This is a genomic window from Actinomadura citrea, assembly GCF_013409045.1.
GTDB lineage: Bacteria > Actinomycetota > Actinomycetes > Streptosporangiales > Streptosporangiaceae > Spirillospora > Spirillospora citrea.
On the sequence record NZ_JACCBT010000001.1, the window covers coordinates 1703011 to 1725996 of the forward strand.

The 22986-nt window shown below is 73.3% G+C and carries 20 protein-coding genes; 12 read left to right on the top strand and 8 right to left on the bottom strand.

Annotation, left to right across the window (positions count from 1 at the left end):
- The first annotated feature begins 36 nt into the window (after window positions 1-36).
- Window positions 37-837 carry a tetratricopeptide repeat protein gene (locus tag BJ999_RS08230; protein WP_179832725.1) on the top strand — a complete coding sequence of 267 codons (801 nt, stop codon included), beginning with the start codon at window positions 37-39 and terminating at the stop codon, window positions 835-837.
- Between the two features lie 13 nt (window positions 838-850).
- On the opposite strand, the gene BJ999_RS08235 is transcribed toward BJ999_RS08230, so the two are convergent.
- Window positions 851-1327 (bottom strand): pyridoxamine 5'-phosphate oxidase family protein, encoded by a 477-nt coding sequence (locus BJ999_RS08235; RefSeq protein WP_179832726.1) that lies wholly within the window; start codon window positions 1325-1327, stop codon window positions 851-853.
- 79 nt (window positions 1328-1406) lie between these two features.
- Between BJ999_RS08235 and BJ999_RS08240 the strand changes: the two genes are divergently transcribed.
- The 4 genes from BJ999_RS08240 to BJ999_RS08255 all read left to right on the top strand — a co-directional run bounded on the left by BJ999_RS08240 (window position 1407) and on the right by BJ999_RS08255 (window position 7140).
- Entirely contained in the window at window positions 1407-2342 is a 936-nt protein-coding gene (locus tag BJ999_RS08240; RefSeq protein ID WP_179832727.1) for a ribonuclease Z, read from the top strand.
- A 25-nt stretch (window positions 2343-2367) separates the two neighbouring features.
- Window positions 2368-3741 carry a dihydrolipoyl dehydrogenase family protein gene (locus BJ999_RS08245; RefSeq protein ID WP_179832728.1) on the top strand — a complete coding sequence of 458 codons (1374 nt, stop codon included), beginning with the start codon at window positions 2368-2370 and terminating at the stop codon, window positions 3739-3741.
- 31 nt (window positions 3742-3772) lie between these two features.
- Window positions 3773-5758: a thioredoxin domain-containing protein gene (locus BJ999_RS08250; RefSeq protein ID WP_179832729.1), complete on the top strand. Its 1986-nt coding sequence runs from the start codon at window positions 3773-3775 to the stop codon at window positions 5756-5758.
- Between the two features lie 209 nt (window positions 5759-5967).
- Window positions 5968-7140, top strand: a complete 1173-nt coding sequence (locus BJ999_RS08255) for a C40 family peptidase (protein WP_179832730.1) — start codon at window positions 5968-5970, stop codon at window positions 7138-7140.
- 22 nt (window positions 7141-7162) lie between these two features.
- On the opposite strand, the gene BJ999_RS08260 is transcribed toward BJ999_RS08255, so the two are convergent.
- Both BJ999_RS08260 and BJ999_RS08265 read right to left on the bottom strand, forming a co-directional pair.
- A complete protein-coding gene (locus tag BJ999_RS08260; protein ID WP_179832731.1) occupies window positions 7163-7804 on the bottom strand; it encodes an acyl-CoA-like ligand-binding transcription factor in 642 nt (213 codons plus the stop codon).
- Window positions 7785-8915, bottom strand: a complete 1131-nt coding sequence (locus tag BJ999_RS08265; protein WP_179832732.1) for an MFS transporter — start codon at window positions 8913-8915, stop codon at window positions 7785-7787. The genes BJ999_RS08260 and BJ999_RS08265 overlap by 20 nt, the downstream gene beginning before the upstream one ends.
- 282 nt (window positions 8916-9197) lie before the next feature.
- Here BJ999_RS08265 and BJ999_RS08270 point away from each other — a divergent pair, with 282 nt between their 5' ends.
- From BJ999_RS08270 to BJ999_RS08290, 5 genes are all read left to right on the top strand, one after another.
- Window positions 9198-9719 carry a hypothetical protein gene (locus BJ999_RS08270; RefSeq protein ID WP_179832733.1) on the top strand — a complete coding sequence of 174 codons (522 nt, stop codon included), beginning with the start codon at window positions 9198-9200 and terminating at the stop codon, window positions 9717-9719.
- 131 nt (window positions 9720-9850) lie between these two features.
- The gene (locus BJ999_RS08275; protein WP_179832734.1) at window positions 9851-10408 is read left to right on the top strand and encodes a hypothetical protein; all 558 of its coding nucleotides are present in this window, start codon (window positions 9851-9853) and stop codon (window positions 10406-10408) included.
- Window positions 10409-10563: 155 nt separating this feature from the next.
- Window positions 10564-11388: an isoprenyl transferase gene (locus BJ999_RS08280; protein ID WP_268247799.1), complete on the top strand. Its 825-nt coding sequence runs from the start codon at window positions 10564-10566 to the stop codon at window positions 11386-11388.
- Between the two features lie 249 nt (window positions 11389-11637).
- On the top strand, window positions 11638-12924 hold the full coding sequence (locus tag BJ999_RS08285; RefSeq protein ID WP_179838409.1) for a PhoH family protein: 1287 nt from the start codon (window positions 11638-11640) through the stop codon (window positions 12922-12924).
- 548 nt (window positions 12925-13472) lie between these two features.
- Complete coding sequence (locus tag BJ999_RS08290; protein ID WP_229810262.1) at window positions 13473-14354, top strand: aggregation-promoting factor C-terminal-like domain-containing protein; 882 nt, start codon at window positions 13473-13475, stop codon at window positions 14352-14354.
- 64 nt (window positions 14355-14418) lie between these two features.
- Here BJ999_RS08290 and BJ999_RS08295 read toward each other — a convergent pair whose 3' ends face one another.
- The 4 genes from BJ999_RS08295 to BJ999_RS08310 form a co-directional block, all read right to left on the bottom strand.
- Window positions 14419-15819: a class II fumarate hydratase gene (locus tag BJ999_RS08295; protein WP_179832736.1), complete on the bottom strand. Its 1401-nt coding sequence runs from the start codon at window positions 15817-15819 to the stop codon at window positions 14419-14421.
- Window positions 15820-15904: 85 nt separating this feature from the next.
- Window positions 15905-17167, bottom strand: coding sequence for a serine/threonine-protein kinase (locus tag BJ999_RS08300; RefSeq protein WP_179832737.1), 1263 nt, complete (start codon window positions 17165-17167; stop codon window positions 15905-15907).
- 150 nt (window positions 17168-17317) lie between these two features.
- A complete protein-coding gene (locus tag BJ999_RS08305) occupies window positions 17318-18958 on the bottom strand; it encodes a fumarate hydratase (RefSeq protein ID WP_179832738.1) in 1641 nt (546 codons plus the stop codon).
- A gap of 1 nt (window position 18959) precedes the next feature.
- The gene (locus BJ999_RS08310; protein WP_179832739.1) at window positions 18960-19901 is read right to left on the bottom strand and encodes a DMT family transporter; all 942 of its coding nucleotides are present in this window, start codon (window positions 19899-19901) and stop codon (window positions 18960-18962) included.
- A 113-nt stretch (window positions 19902-20014) separates the two neighbouring features.
- On the opposite strand from BJ999_RS08310, the gene pdxR reads away from it, so the two are divergent.
- Together pdxR and BJ999_RS08320 are read left to right on the top strand one after the other, a co-directional pair.
- Window positions 20015-21433, top strand: coding sequence for a MocR-like pyridoxine biosynthesis transcription factor PdxR (gene pdxR / locus BJ999_RS08315; protein WP_179832740.1), 1419 nt, complete (start codon window positions 20015-20017; stop codon window positions 21431-21433).
- 29 nt (window positions 21434-21462) lie between these two features.
- Complete coding sequence (locus BJ999_RS08320) at window positions 21463-21696, top strand: hypothetical protein (protein ID WP_179832741.1); 234 nt, start codon at window positions 21463-21465, stop codon at window positions 21694-21696.
- Here BJ999_RS08320 and BJ999_RS08325 read toward each other — a convergent pair.
- Entirely contained in the window at window positions 21679-22935 is a 1257-nt protein-coding gene (locus tag BJ999_RS08325) for an MFS transporter (RefSeq protein ID WP_179832742.1), read from the bottom strand. The two genes, BJ999_RS08320 and BJ999_RS08325, sit on opposite strands and share 18 nt — an antisense overlap.
- Window positions 22936-22986 lie beyond the last annotated feature (51 nt).

Consider the following 22986-nt stretch of genomic DNA (forward strand, 5'->3'; position numbering starts at 1 on the left):
GGTTGGACGCCGCCGCCTCCGGGGAGGACCCTCGACGTGCGCGCGAACTTCGATGACGCCTACCGGGATCTCCCGCCCGCGGCGGCCCGGCTGCTCCGGCTGCTGTCCCTGCCGCCGGGCGGAGGCGACCTCGGGCCCGCGGCGGCCGCCGTCCTCGCGGACGTCCCCGAGCCCGAGGCGCGCGAGCTGCTGGAGGCGCTGGCCGCGAGGGACCTCCTCGTCGCGTCCCCCGGCGACCGGTTCCGCTTTCCGGAGCCGGTGCGCGCCCGCGCCCGCGAGCGCGCCGAGCGTGAGGAGTCCGACGCCGACCGCGACGCCGCACTCCGCCGCGCCCTCGACCACCATCTCGCCGGCACGGCCGCCGGCGAGGGGGAGGTGGAGGCCGAGGGGCTGGCCCTGCTGGAGCGGGAACGCCGGGCGGAGGCGGCCGAGACGCTGGCGGAGGCCCTGCGCCTCGCCGAGCAGGGCGGCGATCCCCACGCGGTGCTGGTGGCGCGCCACGACCTCGCCCGGGCGCTGATCGTCGCCGGCGACCTCGACCGCGCGATCGGGCTGCTCGGCCCGCTGCCGGACGAGTTCGCCGCCCTGCCGGAGCCGGACGAGCACGCCCGGGCCGGCGCGCTGGAGAGCCTCGGCGAGGCCTACCTGCGCGCGCACCGGCCCGTCGCGGCCGTCAACTTCTTCGGCCAGGCCCTGGAGATCCTGCGCCGGCTGGACGCGGTCGGCGGGCAGGCCGCGATGTTCGTCCGCATCGCCGACGCCGCCCGCCTCCGCGGCGACGACGCGGCCGAGCGCGCCGCCCTGGACCGCGCCGCGGAGCTCATCCGCCCGGCCTGACCGGGCCCGGCGCCTACACCTTGCGGTGGTCCCAGCTGACGGCCCGGTCGGGCTCCATGACGATGAGGACGCGCTTGGCCAGCGCCTGCTCGATGCCCTCGGCGATGACCGGGTCGACCGGCTCGCCCAGCTTCGGGACGGGCAGGCCCGCCATGCGGGAGCCGACGACCATGCCGACCTTGGACCGCGGCTCGGGGTCCTCGATGACCAGGCCCCGCCCGTACAGGGCGACGCCGCGCAGCTCGTTGTACTCGACGCCGTCCTCGACCAGGCACGTCATGGTCGGGTCCCGGCGCAGGTTGATCACCTTCTGCGAGGACTTGTACGTGGTGAAGGCGATCCTGCCCTCGTACAGCGTGTAGAACATCGTCACCAGGTGGGGCTCGCCGTCCTTGCCGACGGTCGCGACCTGCACCTTGAAGTTGGCGGCCAGGTAGTCCGCCACCTCCTCCGGCGTCATCTTGATCTTGTCGCGCTTGCTACCGGCCAACGGGCCCTCCCAAGGTCGTCTGCATCGCGCACAGAATAACCAAGCGCTTGTCCGGCACTTCGACCGGCACCATGGGAGGATGTCCGTTCGCGATCTCACCGTCCTCGGCTCCGCCAGCGCGGTGCCCACCAGGTCCCGCAACCACAACGGCTACCTGCTGCGCTGGGACGGGCACGGCGTCCTGTTCGACCCGGGGGAGGGGACGCAGCGGCAGATGACGCACGCCGGGCTCTCCGCGAACGACGTGACCTGGATCTGCGTGACCCACTTCCACGGCGACCACTGCCTCGGCGTGCCGGGGATCGTCCAGCGCATCGCCCGCGACGGCGTCGCGCACCCGGTGGACGCGGCCTTCCCGGCGAGCGGCCGGCCCTACTGGGAGCGGCTGCGGCACGCGACCGCGTTCCGCGACACCGACGTCATCCGCGAGCGGCCGGTGTCCGGCGAGCGGATGGCGCTCGACACCGGAGACGCCCCGTTCGGCCTGGTCGCGCGGCGGCTTTCCCACCCCGTCGAGGCGTACGGGTACCGGCTGGAGGAACCGGACGGCGTGACGATGCTGCCGGGCGCGCTCGCCGCGCGCGGCGTCAGGGGGCCGCTGATCCGCCGCCTCCAGGAGGACGGACGGGTCACCACGCCCGCCGGCCGCACCGTCACGCTGGAGGAGTGCAGCGTGACCCGTCCCGGGCAGAAGGTCGCGTTCGTCATGGACACCCGGCTCTGCGACGGCGTCCGCGAGCTGGCCGCCGGTGTCGACATGCTCGTCATCGAGTCCACCTTCCTGGGCGAGGACGCCGCCCTGGCCGCCGAGTACGGGCACCTCACCGCCGCCCAGGCGGGCGCGGTGGCCGCGGAGGCGGGTGCGCGGCGGCTCGTCCTCACCCACTTCTCCGAGCGCTACCCCGCCGCCGACGAGCACCGCTTCGCGGACGAGGCGTCCGCCGCGTTCGGCGGCGACATCACCCTCGTCCACGATCTGGACCGGATCCCGCTGCCGCCGCGCCGTCTGACCTGACGGGATGGTGGGCAGGACCCAGGGCATGGCTGACGAAGTCGATGTCGTGGTGATCGGTCTCGGGCCCGGGGGAGAGGACGCCGCGGGCAGGCTCGCCGAGGCGGGCCTGTCGGTCGTCGGCGTGGAGTCGCGGCTGGTCGGCGGGGAGTGCCCCTACTACGCCTGCGTCCCCACCAAGATGATGGTGCGCGCCGCCGGGCTGGTCGCTGAGGCCGGCCGCGTCCCCGGCATGGCGGGCGAGGCGTCGGTGCGGCCCGACTGGGGCCCGGTGGCCGCCCGGATCCGCGACGAGGCGACCTACGCGTGGGACGACAAGGTCGCCGCCGACCGCCTGACCGGCAAGGGCGTGCGGCTGGCGCGCGGCCGGGGCCGCATCACCGGTCCCCGCGAGGTGACCGTGGACGGCCGCGTCTTCCAGGTCCGGCGCGGCATCCTGCTGAACACCGGCACCTCGCCCACGGCCCCGCCCGTCGACGGCCTCGCCGGCACGCCGTACTGGACGAACCGCGAAGCCGTCCAGGCCACGGAGGCCCCCGGGTCGCTCCTCGTCCTCGGCGGAGGCGTGGTCGGCGTCGAGATGGCGCAGGTCTTCTCCCGCTTCGACAGCCGCGTCACCATCGTCGAGGCGGCGGACCGCCTGCTCATCAACGACGAGCCCGAGTCCAGCGCCCTGCTGCGCGAGGTCTTCGAGCGCGAGGGCATCGGCGTGCGCACCGGCGTGAACGTCACCAGGGTCACCCACGACGGATCGGAGTTCACGATGCACCTCGGCGACGAGACGCTCGTCGCCGACCGCCTCCTCGTCGCGACCGGCCGCCGTCCGAACCTCCGGGGCCTCGGCCTCGGCGCCGTCGGCCTGGACGAGAACGCCCGCCGGATCCCCGTGGACGGGCACCTGCGCGCCGCCGACGGCGTGTGGGCGATCGGCGACATCACCGGCATGGGCGCCTTCACGCACGTCTCCATGTACCAGGCGGCCGTCGCCGTCCGGGACGTCCTCGGCGAGGAGGGACCGCCCGCCGCCTACCGCGCCGTGCCGCGCGTCACCTTCACCGATCCCGAGATCGCGTCCGTCGGGCTCACCGAGGCCCAGGCCCGCGACCAGAACCTCCCCGTCCGCACGGCCGTCGCGCCGATCCCCGAGTCGACCCGCGGCTGGATCCACAAGGCCGGCAACGACGGTTTCATCAAGCTGGTCGAGGACGTCGAGTGGGGCACCCTGGTCGGCGCGACCGCCGCGGGCCCGTCCGGCGGGGAGGTCCTCGGCTTCCTGGCCGTGGCCGTCCACACCGAGACCCCGACCGTCGCGCTCCGCGAGATGATCTACGCCTACCCGACCTTCCACCGCGCCATCGAGTCCGCCCTCGCCGGTCTCGCCGCGCAGGCGCGGGGGGAGTGAGGCGGCGGCCGGATCGGGCAGGATCGGGGGCATGAACCGGCTCAAGGACGCGACCAGCCCGTACCTGCTCCAGCACGCCGGCAACCCGGTGGAGTGGTGGGAGTGGACCGGGGAGGCCTTCGCCGAGGCGCGGCGGCGCGACGTCCCCGTCCTGCTCTCGGTCGGATACGCCGCCTGCCACTGGTGCCACGTGATGGCGCACGAGTCCTTCGAGGACGGCGAGACGGCGCGGGCGATGAACGAGCTGTTCGTGAACATCAAGGTCGACCGGGAGGAGCGACCGGACATCGACGCCGTCTACATGGAGGCGACCCAGGCCATGACGGGCCAGGGCGGCTGGCCGATGACGGTGTTCATGACGCCGGAAGGGCACCCGTTCTACTGCGGGACGTACTTCCCGCGGGCGCAGTTCCGGGCGCTGCTGCAGGCCGTCCACAAGGCGTGGACGGAGCAGCGCGACGACGTCGCCCAGCAGGGGCAGCAGGTCGTCGAGGCCCTCACCTCGCGCGGGTCCGGCCTCGCCGGGACGGAGGCGCCCGGCGACGCGGTGCTCGCGCACGCGGTGCAGGTGCTCGCGGGCTCCTACGACGCCGAACGCGGCGGGTTCGGCGGCGCCCCCAAGTTCCCGCCGTCGATGGCGCTGGAGTTCCTGCTGCGCCATCACGCGCGCACGGGCGGCGAGGAGGCGCTGGCGATGGCGTCCCGCACGCTGGAGGCGATGGCCCGCGGCGGGATGTACGACCAGCTCGGCGGCGGGTTCGCACGGTACTCGGTGGATGCGCGGTGGGTCGTCCCGCACTTCGAGAAGATGCTCTACGACAACGCTCTGCTGGCCCGCGTCTACGCGCACTGGTGGCGGCTGACGGGGACGCCGTTCGCGCGGCGGGTCGCGCTGGAGACGTGCGACTGGATGCTGCGCGACCTGCGCACCGACCACGGTGGTCTCGCCTCGGCGCTGGACGCCGACAGCGAGGGCGTCGAGGGCAGGTACTACGTGTGGACGCCCGAGCAGCTGCGGGAGGTGCTCGGTGACGAGGACGGCGCGTTCGCGGAGACCCTTTTCGAGGTGACGGGAACGTTCGAGCTCGGAGCCTCCGTCCTCCAGCTTCTGAGCGACCCCGAGGACGTCGAGCGGTACGAGCGCGTGCGCACCGCGTTGCTGGCGGCGCGCGCACAGAGGATCCCGCCGGCACGGGACGACAAGGTGGTGGCGGCGTGGAACGGGCTCGCCATCGCGGCGCTCGCCGAGTGCGGTGCGCTGTTCGACCGGCCGGATCTGGTCCGGGCGGCCGAGGAGGTCGCGCGGCTGCTGGTGGAGGTCCATCTGCGGGACGGCCGGCTGACGCGCACGTCCAAGGACGGGACGGCCGGCGCGAACGCCGGCGTTCTGGAGGACTACGCCGACGTGGCCGAGGGGCTGCTCGCCCTGCACGCGGTCACCGGCGACCCGCACCACGTGCGGCTGGCCGGTGAACTGCTGAACACCGTCCTCGAACGGTTCGCCGACGGGGCCGGCGGCTTCTACGACACGGCCGACGACGCCGAGCGCCTGTTCCGGCGCCCGCAGGACCCGACCGACAACGCGACGCCGTCGGGGCAGTTCGCGGCGGCGGGGGCGCTGCTGTCGTTCGCCGCGCTGACCGGGTCGGACTGGCACCGGCAGGCGGCGGAGGACGCGCTGGCGCCCGCCGGGACGCTCGCCGACAAGCACGCGCGGTTCGCGGGCTGGGGCCTCGCGGTGGCCGAGGCCCGCGCGACGGGCCCGGTCGAGATCGCGGTGATCGGCGATCCGGACGACGCGCGCACCCGCGCCCTGCACCGGACGGCCCTCATGGCGGTCGCCCCGGGCGCGGTGGTCAGCACCGGCCCGCCGGACGCCGAGGGCGTGCCCCTGCTGGAGGGGCGGGGCCTGCTGGAGGGGGAGCCCGCGGCGTACGTCTGCCGGGGGTTCGTCTGCCGGCTGCCCGTCACGACCCAGGCCGAGCTGAACCGCGAGCTACGTGGGCAATTGGACTGACGATCCACTTTATGACAACGTGACCTTGATCTCAGATGGCCGGGCTGTTACTACTGAGTAACTGGGCCGCTCCTGACCCAACGGGGTGAAGCGGTCGAGGATGTCATAGGGCACCCCGGGTATCTGGACGATGGCCGACCATTGAGTCATAGTCGTGTCCGGTGCGCGGTCAGGAGCCGGTGCAGGGCGACCATCGAGGGAGCGTGGCAGTGGGAAAGCCGAACCGCCGGGTGCTACCGACGATCATCGGCGTATCCGTGCTGACGACGCTCGCCGCCAACACCGCCGTCCTCGTCGCGCGCGACGACGGGCCGGTGCAGGCGCGGCGCGGCGAGCAGCGCGCCCGGTTCGTGGCCGCGTCCGGCAGCACCGGGCTGTCGCCCACGGCGGTCGCGCCGCTCGGCAGGAGGCTCACTCCGCACGTCCTCGTGGCGGCGCCGTCCACACTTCCGGCCGACTTCGTCCAGAAGGTCCGCGGCGCCAAGGGAGTGAAGGGCGTCGAGGTCGTCGACGCCGTTCAGGGCATGGTCGCGGGCAAGCGGGTGGGGCTGATGGGCGTCGACCCGTCCACGTTCCGCAACTACACGCCGAAGCCGACCGCCAAGTCGGACGCGCTCTGGCGCAACGTGGCATCCGGCGACGTCGCCATCTCGTTCACGATGGGCAGCGACGGCGGCGTCAAGCTGGGCAGCCAGGTGCCCGTCGGCGGCAAGCAGCACCAGTCGCAACTGCGGGTGGGCGCGTACGCGACGATGGGCATCAGCGACGTCGACGCGATCGTCTCGCACGCCACCGCGCAGGCCCTCGGACTGCCGACCGGCAACGCGATGCTGGTCAGCGTCCCGAAGGCCGCGCCGAAGACGTTCATCAAGAAGCTGCGCAAGGCACTGCCGAAGGGCGCCAAGGCCGTCGCGGTCAACCCGGAGATCGACTTCCCCGAGTCCGGGGACGTGCCGGCCGCCAACGGCCAGGTCATGACCGCCGGCCAGGTCCGGACGGTGATCAAGGCGGCCTACACCAGGCTCGGCTGGCCGTACGTGTGGGGCGGCGAGTCCGAGGCCGAGGGCGGCTACGACTGCTCCGGCCTGATGCAGTACGCGTTCGCCAGGGCGGGCATCCGGCTCCCGCGCGTCGCCGCGGACCAGGCCCGCGCCGGCTGGGTCGTCCCCTACGGCAAGGCCGAGCCGGGCGACATGCTCATCTGGGCCAACGACCCGACCGCGCCCGGCTACATCTCGCACATCGCCCTCTACCTGGGCCAGGGCAAGATGCTGGCGGCCCCGCGGACGGGCACCGTGGTGCAGGTCCAGGACGTCTACACCCGCAACATGCGCGGCGCCGTCCGCGTCAGCCCGAAGATGGCCGCCGCGCTGACGCGCTGACCTTCCCGGCTCGGGCGCCGGGTCACAGCGGGCAGCCGCGGTCCAGGAACTCCAGGTTGTGGTCGACGAGCTCGGGAAGCTCCTCGGTCGTCACGCGCCCCTCGACCCACTGGTACATGGCCGCCTGGAGCACGCCCAGGACGGCCCAGATGAACGTCTCCACGTCCGGGTCGTCGGGCCGACGTCCGGTCCGGTGGCCGACGACCTCGGTCAGCATGGCGTGCGTGCCCTCGCGCAGCGACTCGAACGTGCGGGCGCGCAGCGCCGGGACCTGCGAGGTGAGCCGCAGCCGGGCGTTGACCACGTCCAGGTCGGTCTCGTACATCAGCGGGAGCATCTCGCGGAGCGTGGTGCGCAGCGCCTCGATGGGGGACATCCCGGCCGGCTGGCCCCGCATGACCTCCGCCATGATCGGGTCGTACTCGTCGGTGACGACCACGTCCTCCTTGGTGGGGAAGTAGCGGAAGAACGTGCTCGGCGAGATCTCGGCCGCCGCCGCGATCTGCTCCACGGTCGTCTCGTCGTATCCCCGCTCGCCGAACAGGCGGAGGGCGTGGTCCTGGATCGTCCGGCGGGTCCGCAGCTTCTTGCGCTCCCGCAGCGGCAGCCGGGCGAGCCGGTCCTCCAGCCGGTCGATGGCGTGCTCACGGGACGACGTGCTCATGGTCCGATTGTCGTGCATCGGCGGCGGGGGCCGCACCCTCCCGGGCACGGCCGGGCTGGAAGAGCCACAGGAGCAGGGCCGTCGCGACCGCGGCGGCGCCGCACGCGGCGAACACCGCGCTCATGCCGTCGAACCCGGCGAGGACCGCGTCCATCGCCGGGACGATGGTCAGGCCGCAGCCGAGCCCGAGGACGAGCAGCCACGGAACGGTGGCGGAGTAGCCGTCGCCCGGCCCGGCGAGCGCGCCCCACCCGAAGCCGCCCGCGAGCACGAGCAGCCCGGTGACGAGGATCGGCTTGTGCCCGGAGCGGTGCGCGACCCGGTCGGTGACGATCCCCCCGGCGAGCAGGCCGAGCAGCATCGGCGTCAGCCGCAGCCCGGTGCCGAACACGTCGTTGCCCTGGACGGCCTCCAGGTACTGCGGCAGGACGAACAGCGCCCCGGCCATCATCAGGTTCGCGGCGACGGCGGCGACCATCGCCCACGTGAAGCCGGGGTCGCGGAAGAGCGCCATGTCCATCATGGGCGCGGCGGCGCGCCGCTCCCACAGGACGAACCCGGTCAGCAGGACGGCCGCGAGCGCGAACGACAGCAGCACCACCGCGTCGCCCCAGCCCCGCGCCGGGGCCTCGATGACCCCGTAGACGAGCGCGACGATGCCGGCCATCGACAGCAGCGAGCCGGCCCCGTCGACCCGCGGCGCGGACGGGTCCCGCGTCTCGGGCAGCAGCAGCGCCACCGCGACGCCGCCGACGAGCACGACCGGCACGTTGACCAGGAAGATCGAACCCCAGCGGAAGTTCTCCAGCAGCCAGCCGCCGAGCAGCGGTCCGAGCGGCAGCCCGAGCGCCATCGCCGACGACCAGACCGCGACGGCGCGGGTGCGCTCCTGCGGCGGGAAGATCGCGGGGAGCATCGACATCGACAGCGGCATCACGATCGCCGCGCCGAGCCCCATGAACGCGCGGGCCGCGATGACGCCGCCGGAGCCGTTCGCGAACGCCCCGGCGAGCGAGGCGGCGCCGAAGACCGCGAGGCCGGCCACCAGCAGCCGCTTGCGGCCGAACCGGTCGCCGAGCAGCCCGGCCGGGAGCAGCAGGGCCCCGAACACCAGCAGGTAAGTCCACGATCCACTGCAGCGCGCTGGTGCTCGCGTGCAGCTCCTCCGACAGCGTGGTCAGCGCCACGTTGAGGATCGTCATGTCGAACCCGAGCGCCAGCATGCTCAGCGCCAGCGCGCCCAGCCCGAACCAGCGCCGTGCGTGCCCCACGGACATGGCTGCCACCTCCAAATGAGTGTCTCTATAAAATGAAAGTAACTATCAAATGGAGCGGATTGTCAATCGGGGCAAGGGCTGGCGCACCGCGCGGCGAGCGATGTAATTTTGATTACATGCATACGAGCGAAGCGGCGGAGCAGCTGCGGGGCTGGTTCACCGGGCGGATCCCGGAGGAGTGGTTCGAGGGCGCGCCCGAAGTCGTCGTCGACCGCGAGGAGGTCGCGGTGGTCGGCGCGCTGCCCGTCCCGGCCGCCGCCGCCGAGGCGTCCGGCGCCGAGCGCGCGGGCTTCGTCGCCGGGCACGTCCAGCGCTTCCGCGACGAGACCCGTGACCGGCGGATCGCCATCGCCCGGGAGGCCGAGCAGCGCTTCGGCCGCAAGGTGTCCTGGGGTGTGGAGTGTGACGGCGAGCGGGAGATGTTCACCACCCTGTCGGTGCCGGTCATGACGCGGCTGCGGCAGCCCGAGCGCCGCGTCCTGGACACGCTCGTGGACGCCGGAGTCGCCCGCAGCCGCAGCGACGCGCTCGCCTGGTGCGTCCGGCTCGTCGGCAAGAACACCGACGAGTGGCTGTCGGAGCTGCGCAGCGCCCTGCAGCACGTCGAGCGCGCCCGCGCCGCCGGCCCGCAGGCCTGACCGGCCCGACCGGCCGGGCGGGGCCGGGCCAACCATTACCCGATCACGATGGTCACTGGGTGTGATCATGGTGGCGACCTCCCCTACTGTGCCTGGATAACGGGCCGGACGCGGGGCGGGAGGTGCACGGGATGCTGGGGCTGCGCTGCCTGGACGGGTCCGCCCTCGCGGTGGTCCCGATCGCCTCGCTCGACCGCGGCGGCACCCCGTTCGAGGTCACGCTCGAACTGTGGCGCGACGGCGACTCGTTCGGGGCGGTGGGGGAGCGGTGCGGCTACTTCCTGGCCGGTCTCGCCGCCCGGGTCGCCGCCGCGCGGGCCGACGGGTCCCCGCAGGCGGCGCGCTGGCCCGACCCCGACGACCGCTTCCCCGACCCCGTCCCCGGCGACACCGCCCGCGAGCCCGAGCTGTTCGCGTTCCGGTACCGCGACCGCGGCGATGTGATCAGCACCGGCGAGCTGCGCTGCTCCCTGCGCACGTCCTCGATGTGGGTCGGCCGCCAGCAGTCCGCGGCGGGGCGGTGGCGGGTCGCGCGGCGCGCCGTGATCGAGGCGTGGGGCGCGAGCGGGCGCGGCGTCCGCGCCGTCCTCACGTCGGCCGAACTTGCGCGGTTTCTGGCCGACCTGCTCGCCGAGGCGGAGCGGGCCAGAGCAGGCCATCCGCCCCGTCTGGCGCGCCCCGCGCGTTAGTCTGGCGTCACGGGGACGGTGGGAGAAGTGTCGCCGTCGGGCCATAATTGAGCGACTTTCCGCCAGGGTCGGTCGCTCGAAGGGAAGCCCATATGGGGGTTCGGCGTACGGGAGAGCCGCGCACCAGGAGGCCGCGCGGCGCGCGGAGGGACGGCGTGCGCCGGCGCCCCTCCGAGGGCGGGCGGCTGATCTCCGCCCTCCGCCGGACCGGCCCGTACGCGGCCGTCCGCGACGCCGTCTACCGGATGTACGAGCGGCGCGTCGAGGCCGAGCTGCCCACCGACGTCACCCCCCGGCATGTCGGCGTGATCCTGGACGGCAACCGGCGTTGGGCCAGGTCGATGGGGCTGGCCGACGTCAACTCCGGGCACCAGCGCGGCGCCCAGAAGATCTCCGAGCTGCTCCAGTGGAGCGCGGAGGCCGGGGTCGAGCACGTCACGCTGTGGCTGCTGTCGACCGACAACCTCAACCGGCCCGCGGACCAGCTGGAACCGCTGCTGGCGATCATCGAGAACACCGTCCGCAAGCTCGCCGCCGACGGCTGGCACGTCAAGCCCGTCGGCGCCCTCGACCTGCTGCCCGACAAAACGGCCCGCGTCCTGAAAGATGCGGGGGAGGCCACATCGAGCGCACCCGGCCTGATTGTGAACGTCGCGGTTGGGTATGGAGGTAGGCGTGAGATCGCTGATGCGGTGCGCTCACTGCTCATCGAGCAGGCGAGTCGTGGCACCAGCATCGAGGAACTCGCCGAGATCCTCGACGTGGAGCACATCGCGGAGCATCTCTACACGCGCGGCCAGCCGGACCCGGACCTGGTCATCCGCACCTCGGGCGAGCAGCGTCTCTCCGGCTTCATGCTCTGGCAGAGCGCCCACTCGGAGTTCTACTTCTGCGAAGTCCATTGGCCGGACTTCCGCAAGGTGGACTTCCTCCGGGCCATCCGCTCCTACGCCGCGCGGCACCGGCGCTACGGTACCTGACCGTCCTCCTCGGACCACCGCCCCTGCGCGGGCGGACCTGCGCGCCACCGGCAGTTCCCCCATATCCAGGGAGATCGAGTGGCCACAACCTCCGCGCGCCGTCCCGGCACGTCCGGGAACCCGTCCGGGATTTCCGCCCCGGGTTTGTCCGGGGGGAGCGGGGGGTCGTCCCCCCGCAACGAACCGGAGACCTCCGAGGACCTCGGGGGCGCTGCCTCCGGCAGGGAACCGGACCGGCGCACGTACGTCCTGGACACCAGCGTCCTGCTCGCCGATCCGGGGGCGATGACCCGGTTCGCCGAGCACGAGGTCGTACTCCCCATCGTCGTCATCTCCGAACTGGAGGCCAAGCGGCACCATCCGGAGCTCGGCTACTTCGCCCGGCAGGCGCTGCGCACGCTGGACGACCTGCGGCTGCGGCACGGGCGGCTGGACGAGCCCGTCTCGATCGAGGGGGCGCTCGGCGACCAGGGCGGAACGCTCCGCGTCGAGCTGAACCACGCCGACCCGAGCGTCCTGCCGGACGGGTTCCGGCTCGGCGACAACGACACCCGCATCCTGTCGGTGGCCGCGTGGCTGGCCCGTGAAGGACGCGACGTCGTGCTGGTCTCCAAGGACCTGCCGATGCGGGTGAAGGCGTCCGCGGTGGGGCTCGCCGCCGAGGAGTACCGCGCGGAACTGGCCGTCGTGGAGTCCGGCTGGACCGGGATGCGCGAGCTGGAGGTGACCGCCGGGGCCGTCGAGGAGCTGTACGAGGCGGGGAGCGCCGACCTGGAGGAGGCGCGGGACCTGCCGTGCCACACGGGGCTGCGGCTGCTGTCCGAGCGCGGCTCGGCGCTCGGCCGCGTCCAGCCGGACAAGTCGGTGCGGCTGGTGCGCGGCGACCGCGAGGTGTTCGGGCTGCGCGGCCGGTCCGCGGAGCAGCGGATCGCGCTGGACCTGCTGATGGACGAGGAGGTCGGCATCGTCTCGCTCGGCGGGCGGGCCGGCACCGGCAAGTCGGCGCTCGCCCTGTGCGCGGGGCTGGAGGCCGTGCTGGAGCGGCGGCGGCACCGCAAGGTCGTGGTGTTCCGCCCCCTGTACGCGGTCGGCGGCCAGGAGCTCGGGTACCTGCCGGGCTCGGAGAACGAGAAGATGTCGCCGTGGGCGCAGGCGGTCTACGACACCCTCTCGGCGGTGACGACGCCGGAGGTCGTCGACGAGGTCGTGGACCGTGACATGTTGGAGGTCCTGCCGCTCACGCACATCCGCGGACGGTCGCTGCACGACGCGTTCGTGATCGTGGACGAGGCGCAGTCGCTGGAACGCGGCGTGCTGCTCACCGTCCTGTCGCGGATCGGCGCCGGGTCGCGGGTCGTGCTGACCCACGACGTGGCGCAGCGCGACAACCTGCGCGTCGGCAGGCACGACGGCGTCGCGGCCGTGGTGGAGCGGCTGAAGGGCCACCCGCTCTTCGCGCACGTGACGCTGACCAGGTCGGAGCGCTCGCCGATCGCGGCGCTCGTGACGGACATGCTCGGCGACGTCGGGGTCTGACCCGGACGAGTGAGGACCCCGGCGGACCGTGACGGCCGCCGGGGTCCTCGCGTCTCAGAACGCCGTGCATGATTCCTACCGAGGGTGATCATTAAACCCCGGAGGGTAGGAATGTGGCGAAGGTCACATCTGCTGCGCCGTGAGGGGAGAACCGCAGGTCCATCCGGGTTTTCGGCCCCCGTTCGGACGGGTTGACAACCGTCCCATCAGCCGCATTCGTCTCGTTTTGGTTGCGAAGCAGCCCTCGGCCTCGGGCATTGTGTCTCCCCGTAAGCACCCCCAGTGCGGTGCCGGCCCGGAGCGCGCCCCCTGATCGACGCGCGCGACGTGCGGGGCGCCGTCCCGGGTCCGAGGCCGCCGGACCACCGGCGGCACGCCGGACCGGGGTGGAAACAGTTCGTGCGCGTGTCCATGCGCGTACGACCGTCGGAAGGACCGCCTTGTTCGGAGACCGTCCCGGGTCCCCTAGGCGAGACGATCGACAGAGCTCCGACCCCCGGCAGCCGACCGCCGCGGCCCCCGTCCCGGCGCAGACGCCCGACCCCTCCGTGGAGGGGCCCGAGGCGCCGCACGAGGACGACGTGCGCGTCGCCGGCACCGACCCCCGCGCGGGCGTCCCCGCGGGGGACACGCTCGGACTCCAGCCCCTCCAGGAGCCGCTGCGCACCGGCGTCTCCACCGGCGGCCCCGGCGACCAGATCTCCTCCGGGCCGGGCGGGCCCCGCCGGGCCGGTCGCAAGGGCGGCTCCGGCGGTCGCAGGGAAGGCTCCGGCGGGCGCAACGGCGTGCGGATCGCGGTGGTCGCCGCGGGCGCCGCCGTCCTGCTCGGCGGCGGCGCGGTCGCCGCGTTCGCGCTGACCGGCGGTTCCGGCGACGAGGGCACGCAGACCGTCAAGCCCACCAAGCAGCTCGCCGACGCCGCCGCGCCGCCGCAGATCGACCCGAAGGTGCTGGAGCAGCAGCGCAAGAAGCTGGCGCTCGACCGGGCCTCCCGCGCGACGCGCCAGGACGGCGGCAAGAAGGCCCCCTCGCTGCTTCCCAAGGGCAAGCCGATCCCGACCAAGACGCCGGAGAAGAAGCCCTCCGGCGGCAGCGGCGGCGGCCCGACGGGCGACCCGGTCCCGGCCGGCGAGGCGCAGGCGATCGCCAAGCGGCTGCTGCCGAGCTACGGGTTCGGCGGCAGCGGCCAGTTCGGCTGCCTGGTCAACCTGTGGAACAAGGAGAGCCACTGGAACGCCCACGCGGCCAACCCCTCCTCGGGCGCGTACGGCATTCCGCAGGCCCTGCCCGGCTCCAAGATGGCCAGCGCCGGGCCCGACTGGCAGAACAACGCCACCACCCAGATCAAGTGGGGGCTCGGCTACATCAAGAACCGCTACGGCACGCCGTGCGGCGCGTGGTCGCACTCGCAGTCCGTCGGCTGGTACTGACCCGGCCCGGCGCGTCCCGGACGCCCTGCGGGGCGTCTGGGACGCGCGACGGGCGCCGCCCGCCTCAGCGGCGGGCCGCGCCGGTCATGCGCAGCACGTCGAGCGCCTCGTCCAGCTGCTCGACGGTAAGCCTTCCCTCCTCGACGTAGCCGCGCTCCAGCACGACCTCGCGGATCGTCCGGCGCTCCCGGAGCGCCTGCTTGGCGACCTTCGCCGCCTCCTCGTACCCGATGTAGCGGTTCAGCGGCGTCACGATCGACGGTGAGGACTCCGCGTACTCGCGCATCCGCTCCTCGTCGGCCTCGACGCCGTCCACGCAGCGGTCGGCCAGCAGCCGGGACGCGTTCGCCAGCAAGGTGATCGACTCCAGCACGTTGCGCGCCATCATCGGCAGCATCACGTTCAGCTCGAAGCTGCCGGAGGCGCCGCCGAACGCGACCGCCGCGTCGTTGCCGATGACCTGCGCGGCGACCTGCGCGACCGCCTCGGGGATCACCGGGTTCACCTTCCCGGGCATGATCGACGAGCCCGGCTGCAGGTCGGGCAGCCGGATCTCGGCGAGCCCGGCGCGCGGCCCCGACCCCATCCAGCGCAGATCGTTGGCGATCTTGTTGAGGCTCACCGCGACCGTGCGCAGCGCGCCGCTGGCCTCCACCAGGCCGTCCCGCGCGCCCTGCGCCTCGAAGTGGTCGCGGGCCTCGGTGAGCGGCAGCCCGGTGGCCCGCGCGATCTCGGCGATGACGCGGGCGGCGAAGCCCTCCGGAGTGTTGATGCCGGTGCCGACCGCCGTCCCGCCGAGCGGGAGCTCCGCCAGCCGCGGCAGGACGGCCTCCAGCCGCTCCGCGCCGTGCCCGGCCTGCGCGGCGTATCCGCCGAACTCCTGCCCGAGCGTCACCGGCGTCGCGTCCATCAGGTGGGTGCGGCCGGACTTGACGACGGTCGCGAACTCCTCGGCCTTGCGGGCGAGCGCCGCCTCCAGATGCCGCAGCGCGGGGATCAGCTCGTTCACGACGGCCCCGGTCGCCGCGATGTGGATGGACGAGGGGAACACGTCGTTGGACGACTGGGAGGCGTTCACGTGGTCGTTGGGATGGACGGGGGCGCCGAGCCGCTCCTGCGCCAGCGTCGCCACGACCTCGTTGGCGTTCATGTTGGACGACGTCCCCGACCCGGTCTGGAACACGTCGATCGGGAACTGGTCGTCCCACCGCCCGTCCGCGACCTCGCGGGCGGCCTCGGCGATGGCGCCGGCGACGTCCTTGTCGAGGACCCCCAGCTCGGCGTTGACGACCGCCGCGGCGGCCTTGATCTGGCCGAGCGCGGCGATGTGCGAGGCCTCCAGCGTCCGTCCCGAGATCGGGAAGTTCTCCACCGCGCGCTGCGTCTGGGCCCGCCACCTGGCCGCGGCCGGCACCCGGACCTCGCCCATCGAGTCGTGCTCGATCCGGAACCCCTGCTCGCCCATGGAACGCCTCCCACTCGACTTCGGCGGCCGCCGTCGTCCATGGCAGCCCGGTCGGTGGGTCACGCATTCCCGCGTGAGGCGCGGATCACTCCTTGTTCAGCGTGTAGTTCTGCCGCTCGCCCGGCTTGCCCGCCGGCTTCTGCCGCCCGTTCACCCAGACGTCGCAGGCGGACGCGTCGTAGACGACCGCGTTGATGCGCGGCTGGTCGTACTGGCGCGCCTCGCCCATGTGCAGCGTCTCGTCGCTCAGCACGGTCATCGCGGCCCCCGGCACCGACACGAAGATCTTGCAGGAGTCGCTGCGGGCCCGGACGACCAGCGTGCTGGTCGCGGCGCCGGGCGGTGCGCCGGCCTGGGCGGTGCCCGCCGGGGTGGACGCGGCGGCGGTGGGGGAGGGGCCGGGGCTCTCGCGCATCATGCCGACGATGAGGGCGGTGGCGCCGATCCCGCAGGAGGCGACGGTCGCGCCGATGAGCCCGATCACGACCATCAGCCGGTAGCGGGGGGTCGGGGCGCGGCGCCCCGAGCGCGGGCCCGCCAGGGCCCGTTCGAGCCGGTCGACCGCGCGGGCGTGGCTGAGCCGCCGGGTCGGGTTCTTCTCCAGCAGCCCGGTGATGACGGGCGCGAGCGCACCGGCGTTCTGCGGGGCGGGGGGTGACTCGTTGGCCAGCGCCGACAGCGTCGCCATGACGTTCTCGCGCTCGAACGGCGGGCGGCCCTCCAGCGCCGCGTACAGCGTCGCGCCGAGCGACCACAGGTCCGACCGCGGGGTCGCCGTCTCCCCGGCGGCGACCTCGGGCGCCACGTACGCGGGCGACCCCATGAAGTGGCCCGTCTTGGTGAGGCTCGCCGAACCCGAGGAGAACGCGAGCCCGAAGTCGGTGAGGACGACGCGGTCGCCGTCCAGCAGCACGTTGCTCGGCTTCAGGTCGCGGTGCACGATCCCGGCCTTGTGCGCGGTGTTGAGGGCGTCCAGCAGGGCGCGGCCGATGTGCGCGACGCGCTCGGGCGGCAGCGGGCCCGACCGCTCGATGAGCTGTTCGAGGCTGGGCGCCTCGATCATCTCCATCACGATCCACGGCCGGCCCTGCTCGATGACCACGTCGTAGACCTCGACGATGGAGTGCGTGCGCAGCTGCGCGGGCGCGCGCGCCTCCCGGAGGGTGCGGCGGTAGAAGACCACCCGGTCGTCCTCGGCGAGGTTGTCGGGGAGCCGCAGTTCCTTGATCGCGACAGCGCGGTCGAGGAGCTCGTCGTGGCCTCTCCACACGGTGCCGTTGGCGCCCTGACCTATCTCCGAGACCAGCCGGTAGCGCGTCGCTAGCACGAGGCGCTCTGACTGTGACATGGCGGAAAAGATACCGGAGTGGCCAGCCGGTCATCGGGGAGACTTCATCACCAACGCGAATTTTGGCCCAATACTGTGACCTACCGACAAGAAACCGTGGGGGACCTCCGCCCGGCGGTCCCCGCGGGGAGCCGCCGGAGGTGCGGAAAGTCAGCGCCTGCCGATGCTGAGGACGGGTCCGGTGGTGTCGGCGAAGAAGTCCTCGCCCTTGTCGTCCACCACGACGAACGCCGGGAAGTCCTCGACCTCGATCTTCCAGACGGCCTCCATGCCGAGCTCCGGGTACTCCAGGACCTCGACCTTCTTGATGCAGTCCTGCGCGAGCCGCGCCGCCGGGCCGCCGATCGAGCCGAGGTAGAAGCCGCCGTGCTCCCTGCAGGCGTCGGTGACCTGCTTGGACCGGTTGCCCTTGGCCAGCATGACGAGGGAGCCGCCCGCGGCCTGGAACTGCTCGACGTAGGAGTCCATCCGGCCGGCCGTGGTCGGGCCGAACGAGCCCGACGCGTAGCCCTCGGGGGTCTTGGCCGGGCCCGCGTAGTAGACGGCGTGGTCGCGCAGGTACCCCGGCATCGGCTCGCCCGCGTCCAGCCGCTCCTTGATCTTGGCGTGCGCGATGTCGCGCGCCACGACGAGCGGGCCCGTCAGCGACAGCCGCGTCCTGACCGGGTACCGGGTCAGCTCGGCGCGGATCTCGGCCATCGGGCGGTTCAGGTCGATCGCGACGACGTCGTCGTCCAGGTGCTCGTCGGTGGTGTCGGGCAGGTACTGGGCGGGATCGGTCTCCAGCCGCTCCAGGAACACGCCCTCCGCGGTGATCTTGGCGAGGGCCTGCCGGTCGGCGCTGCACGACACCGCGATCGCGACCGGGCAGGACGCGCCGTGCCGCGGCAGCCGGACCACCCGCACGTCGTGGCAGAAGTACTTGCCGCCGAACTGCGCCCCGATCCCGAGCCTCTGCGTCAGTTCGAACACCTGGAGCTCCAGCTCCAGGTCGCGGAACCCGTGCCCGAGCGGCGAGCCCTCGGCGGGCATCGCGTCCAGGTAGTGGGCGGAGGCGTACTTGGCGGTCTTCAGCGCGTACTCGGCGGACGTGCCCCCCACGACGATCGCCAGGTGGTACGGCGGGCACGCGGCCGTGCCGAGCGAGCGGATCTTCTCCTCCAGGAAGGACATCATCCGCTTGGGGTTCAGGACGGCCTTGGTCTCCTGGAAGAGGAACGACTTGTTGGCGCTGCCGCCGCCCTTGGCCATGAACAGGAACTTGTAGGCGTCGCCGGGCGTCGCGTACAGCTCGATCTGCGCGGGCAGGTTGGAACCGGTGTTCTTCTCGTCCCACATCGTCACCGGCGCCATCTGCGAGTAGCGCAGGTTCAGCTTCGTGTAGGCGTCGTACACCCCGTGCGAGATGTGCCTCTCGTCGTCGCCGTCCGTCAGGACGTGCTGGCCGCGCTTGCCCATGACGATCGCGGTGCCGGTGTCCTGGCACATCGGCAGGACGCCGCCGGACGCGATGCCCGCGTTCTTCAGCAGGTCCAGCGCGACGAACCGGTCGTTCGGGGACGCCTCGGGGTCGTCCAGGATCCGGCGGAGCTGCGCCAGGTGCGCCGGACGCAGCAGGTGGGCGATGTCGCGCATGGCGGTCTCGGTGAGCAGCCGCAGAGCCTCCGGCTCGACCTGCAGGAACGTCCGGCCGTTCGCCTCGAACGTCGAGACCCCGTCGGAGGTCAGGAGCCGGTAGTCGGTCTCGTCCGGGCCGAGCGGAAGCAGGTCGGTGTAGGAGAACTCAGGCATCTCAGGCAGATCCTCGCGCGATTCCGATGGGGGCCGCCTCACAGATTACGGGCTCGGCGGGCGCGGGCCCACGGGGGGCGACCCGGGCGCGCAGGCCCACCACGACGCCCGCGGCGACCAGGGCGGCGCCCGCCAGATCGGCCGGCTGCGGCCGGTCGATGCCGAGCGCGACGGTGGTGACCACCGCGCTGATCGGGATCAGGCCCGCGCACAGCCCGGCGCGGTCGGCCCCGAGCCGCCCGATGGCGTCGTACCAGAGCAGGAACGCGATCGTGGTGACGATGATCGACAGGTAGGCGAAGCCGGCCAGCTCGCCGGGCGTCGGGACGCGCAGCAGCGCCGTCCCGTCCGCGACGAGGCCGACGGCCAGCAGCATCGGGACGGCCAGCGCGGCGGAGTAGGCGGAGACCCGCAGCGGCCCGAGGCGCGGTAGCAGCGGCACGGCCAGCAGCGAGAAGCCCACCTCCCCGGCGAGGGCGCCGAGCGAGAGCAGCAGCCCGCGGGCGCCGCCGCCGCCGAGGCCGTTCGCGAGCGCCGCCCCCGCCGCCACCACGCAGGCCGCCGCGATGATCGCCGGGGCCGGGCGGCGGCCGTCCATCAGCGGCCCGACCACCGCCAGCACGATCGGCACCGTCGCGATCACCGTGCCGATGGTGGCCGGGCTCGTGTCCCGGGTGGCCAGCACGATGCAGACGTTGAACGCGACCAGCCCCGTCGCCGCCAGCGCCGCCAGCAGCAGCCAGTCCCGCACGGAGGGCCGGCGGGCGGGCCCGCCGGCGAGGCGGGCCACGGCCAGAAGGACCAGCGCGGCGACGGCGTACCGGGCCGCCTGGCCGCCGAAGACGGGGTAGCCGGAGATCGTCGCCGAGACCGCGGTCAAGGTGCCGACGAGGGACATCGCGGCCCCGGCGCCCGCCATGCCGCGCTTGTGGGAGGTGTTCATGGACCGAACGCTAGGGCGCGGTTGGACCACCTGACAGAGCCAATCAATGCGCCTGAACACGGACCAATAGCCTGGCCGTGACGTCCACCCCGCCCCCTGACGCTGAGAGTCATGTGACCGACCTTCATCTTTCCCTCGACCGGTCCGCCGGGCGGCTGGCCGCGCAGATCGCCGCGGGCTTCCGCGCGGGGGTGCGCTCCGGCCGGCTGACCGCCGGGACCCGGCTGCCGTCGAGCCGCGATCTGGCCCGTGACCTGGACGTCTCGCGCGGTGTCGTCGTCACCGCCTACGAGCAGCTCACCGCCGAGGGCTTCCTGATCGCGCGGCGCGGCGACGGCACCCGCATCGCGCCGCTGGCCCGCCCCGACGAGGAGGCCGCGCCGCCGCCCCGTCCACCCGCCCGGCAGGCCGAGCCCCAGGCGGGACCGGCGGTCCGGTACGACCTGTCCCCGGGGCAGCCCGACCTCTCGGCGTTCCCCCGCGAGCGCTGGATCGCCGCCGCCCGCGCCGCGCTGCGCACCCTGCCGCACGACGCGCTCGCCTACCCCGACCCGGCCGGCGTCGCGGACCTGCGCGCCGAGCTCGCGTCCTACCTCGGCCGGGTGCGCGCCGCGCACGCCGACCCCGGCCGGATCGTGATCATGAACGGGGTGGCGCAGGGCCTGTCGGGGCTGCTCGGCCAGCTGCGCGCCGACGGCCACACCGCGCTCGCCGTCGAGGACCCCACCAGCGTCCGGCAGCTGCCGATGCTGGCCGCCGCCGGGGTCCGCCTCGTCCGCGTCCCCGTGGACGAGGAGGGCGTGGACGTCGCGGCGCTCGCCCGCACCCAGGCGCGCGCCGTGCTCGTCACGCCCGCGCACCAGTACCCGACCGGCGTCGTGCTGTCCCCGGCGCGCCGTGCCGAGCTGATCGCCTGGGCGCGCGACGCGGACGGCGTGATCCTGGAGGACGACTACGACGCCGAGTTCCGCTACGACCGCGACCCCGTCGGCTGCCTCCAGGGCATCGACCCCGACCGGGTCGTCCTCCTCGGCTCGGTCAGCAAGTCCCTCGCCCCGGCCCTGCGCCTGGGCTGGGCCGTCGCGCCGCCGTTCCTCGCCGAGGGCCTGCGGGAGCACCGCACCAACACCGACCTCGGCGCGCCCGTCCTGGAGCAGTACGCGCTGACCGAGTTCCTGCGCGGCGGGGGCTACGACCGGCATCTGCGCACCATGCGGAGGCGGTACCGGGCCCGGCGGGACGCCCTCGCCGGCGCGCTCGCCGAGAACCTGCCCGGCGCCAGGGTTCGCGGCGTCTCAGCGGGCATCCACCTCTACGTGGAGCTGCCGGGCGGATGCGACGAGGACGAGATCGTCGAGCGGGCCGCGCGAGCCGGGGTGTCGGTCGCGGGCGCCCGCGCCATGTGGTCGCCGCGCCGCGCCGAGGAGGCGCCCCCCGCGCTCGTCCTCGGCTACGCGAGCCTCCCGGAGCCCCGCCTGGTCAAAGCCGCGCAACTGCTGGGTCAAGCGGTTGCTCACGGTGCTGGAGGGTAAGAACCGCTTCCCCGGTGTAGGAGGTATGCATGAGTCTGGAAGAGGCCGCGCGGCAGTTGAAGATGGCCGCCCACGACGCGCAGGTGGCCTTCGACTGTGTCGGTCTGGGCGACCTCGAACGGGCACAGGAGCACGCTGTGACGCTCCGGGCCGCAGCCGACGCCGCCGAAGTGGCGCTCAGCCAAGCCCTGAAGGACATGTCTCCCGAGGAGGCCCAGACAGAAGGCGAACGCGCCGTGACGGCCCTAGCCGAAGACGCGTGATTCCCCAGGGGGGTCGACCTCCTGGGCGGACACAGCGGGTTCCAAGGGTTCGCCCCCCTGGGAGGACACGGCGAAGCCCTTTGCGGTGGCGAAGATGACCAGGATCAGGAGCGACGGGACGATGAAGGCGATGCGGAGGCCGTGGTCGGCGCTGAGCGGGGCGATGGCCCCGACCACGGCGGCGCCGAGGACGAAGCCGACGTAGTTGAAGATGTTGACGCGGGCGACGGCGACGCCGAGACCGGTCGGGTCGACGCGCCCGGCGGCGGAGAAGGACACCGGGGCGATCACGCTCAGGCCGAGCCCGGCCAGTGCGAACGCCGCGATGGCCAGGGCCGCGTTGGGGGCGGCGACCACGCCGGTCATGCCGATGATGCCGACCAGGCCGCCGATCCGCACCACCTTGACGGCGCCCGAGCGGCGGACGGCGAGGTCGGCGACGGCGCGGCTGACGACCATGGTGATCTGGTAGGCGACGTAGCCGAGCGGGGCGACCCAGTCGCTCGCCGACAGCTCGTCGTCCAGGTACTTGGCGCCGTAACTGGAGATCGCCGAGTCGGCCAGGTAGGCGACGGCCATCGCGGCGCCCACGACCAGGATCGGACGCCACGGGACGCTGCGCCCGGCCGCCTTCAGCTCCTCGGGGGTGGGCCCGTCGCCCTCTTCCGCGCGGCGGTAGAGGCGGCCGCCGGTGGCGAGCGAGGCGGCGACGCCGACGGCGGCGGCGATGGCGAAGCCGGTGAACAGCGACAGGTCCAGCTTGTTGGTGAGCGAGGCCCACAGGCCGCCGAGGATCCCCGCGATGCTCCACACCGCGTAGAACCCGGTGATCAGGCTGATCCCGTAGCGGCGCTCGACGGCGATCGCCTGGGCGTTCATCGACGCGTCCACCGCCCCGACGAACAGGCCGAAGGTGGCGACGGCGAGGTAGAGGGCGAGGTCGTTGTCGCCGGTGAGGCCGATCAGGGCGATCGTGACGGCCACGGCGGGCTGGGAGACGCGCAGCACCGGACCGCTGCCGAGCCGCTGGAACAGCGCGCCGGACGCGACGCTCCCCACGCCCGCGACCAGCGGCACCATGAGCAGCACCAGCGACAGCGTGGCGTCGCTGAGGCGGTGCGACTCCTGCATCTTCGGCACCTGGGTCACCAAGGAGGCGAAGCAGAGCCCCTGGACGGCGAACGCCGTGTACGCGGCGAACCGGGCCCGGCGGTCCCGGGCGGTGGTGCCCTCGCTCATGCGCCCCGACCTCTCTGGATGCATAACGTGAAGAAGATTCGCGTCAGCGTA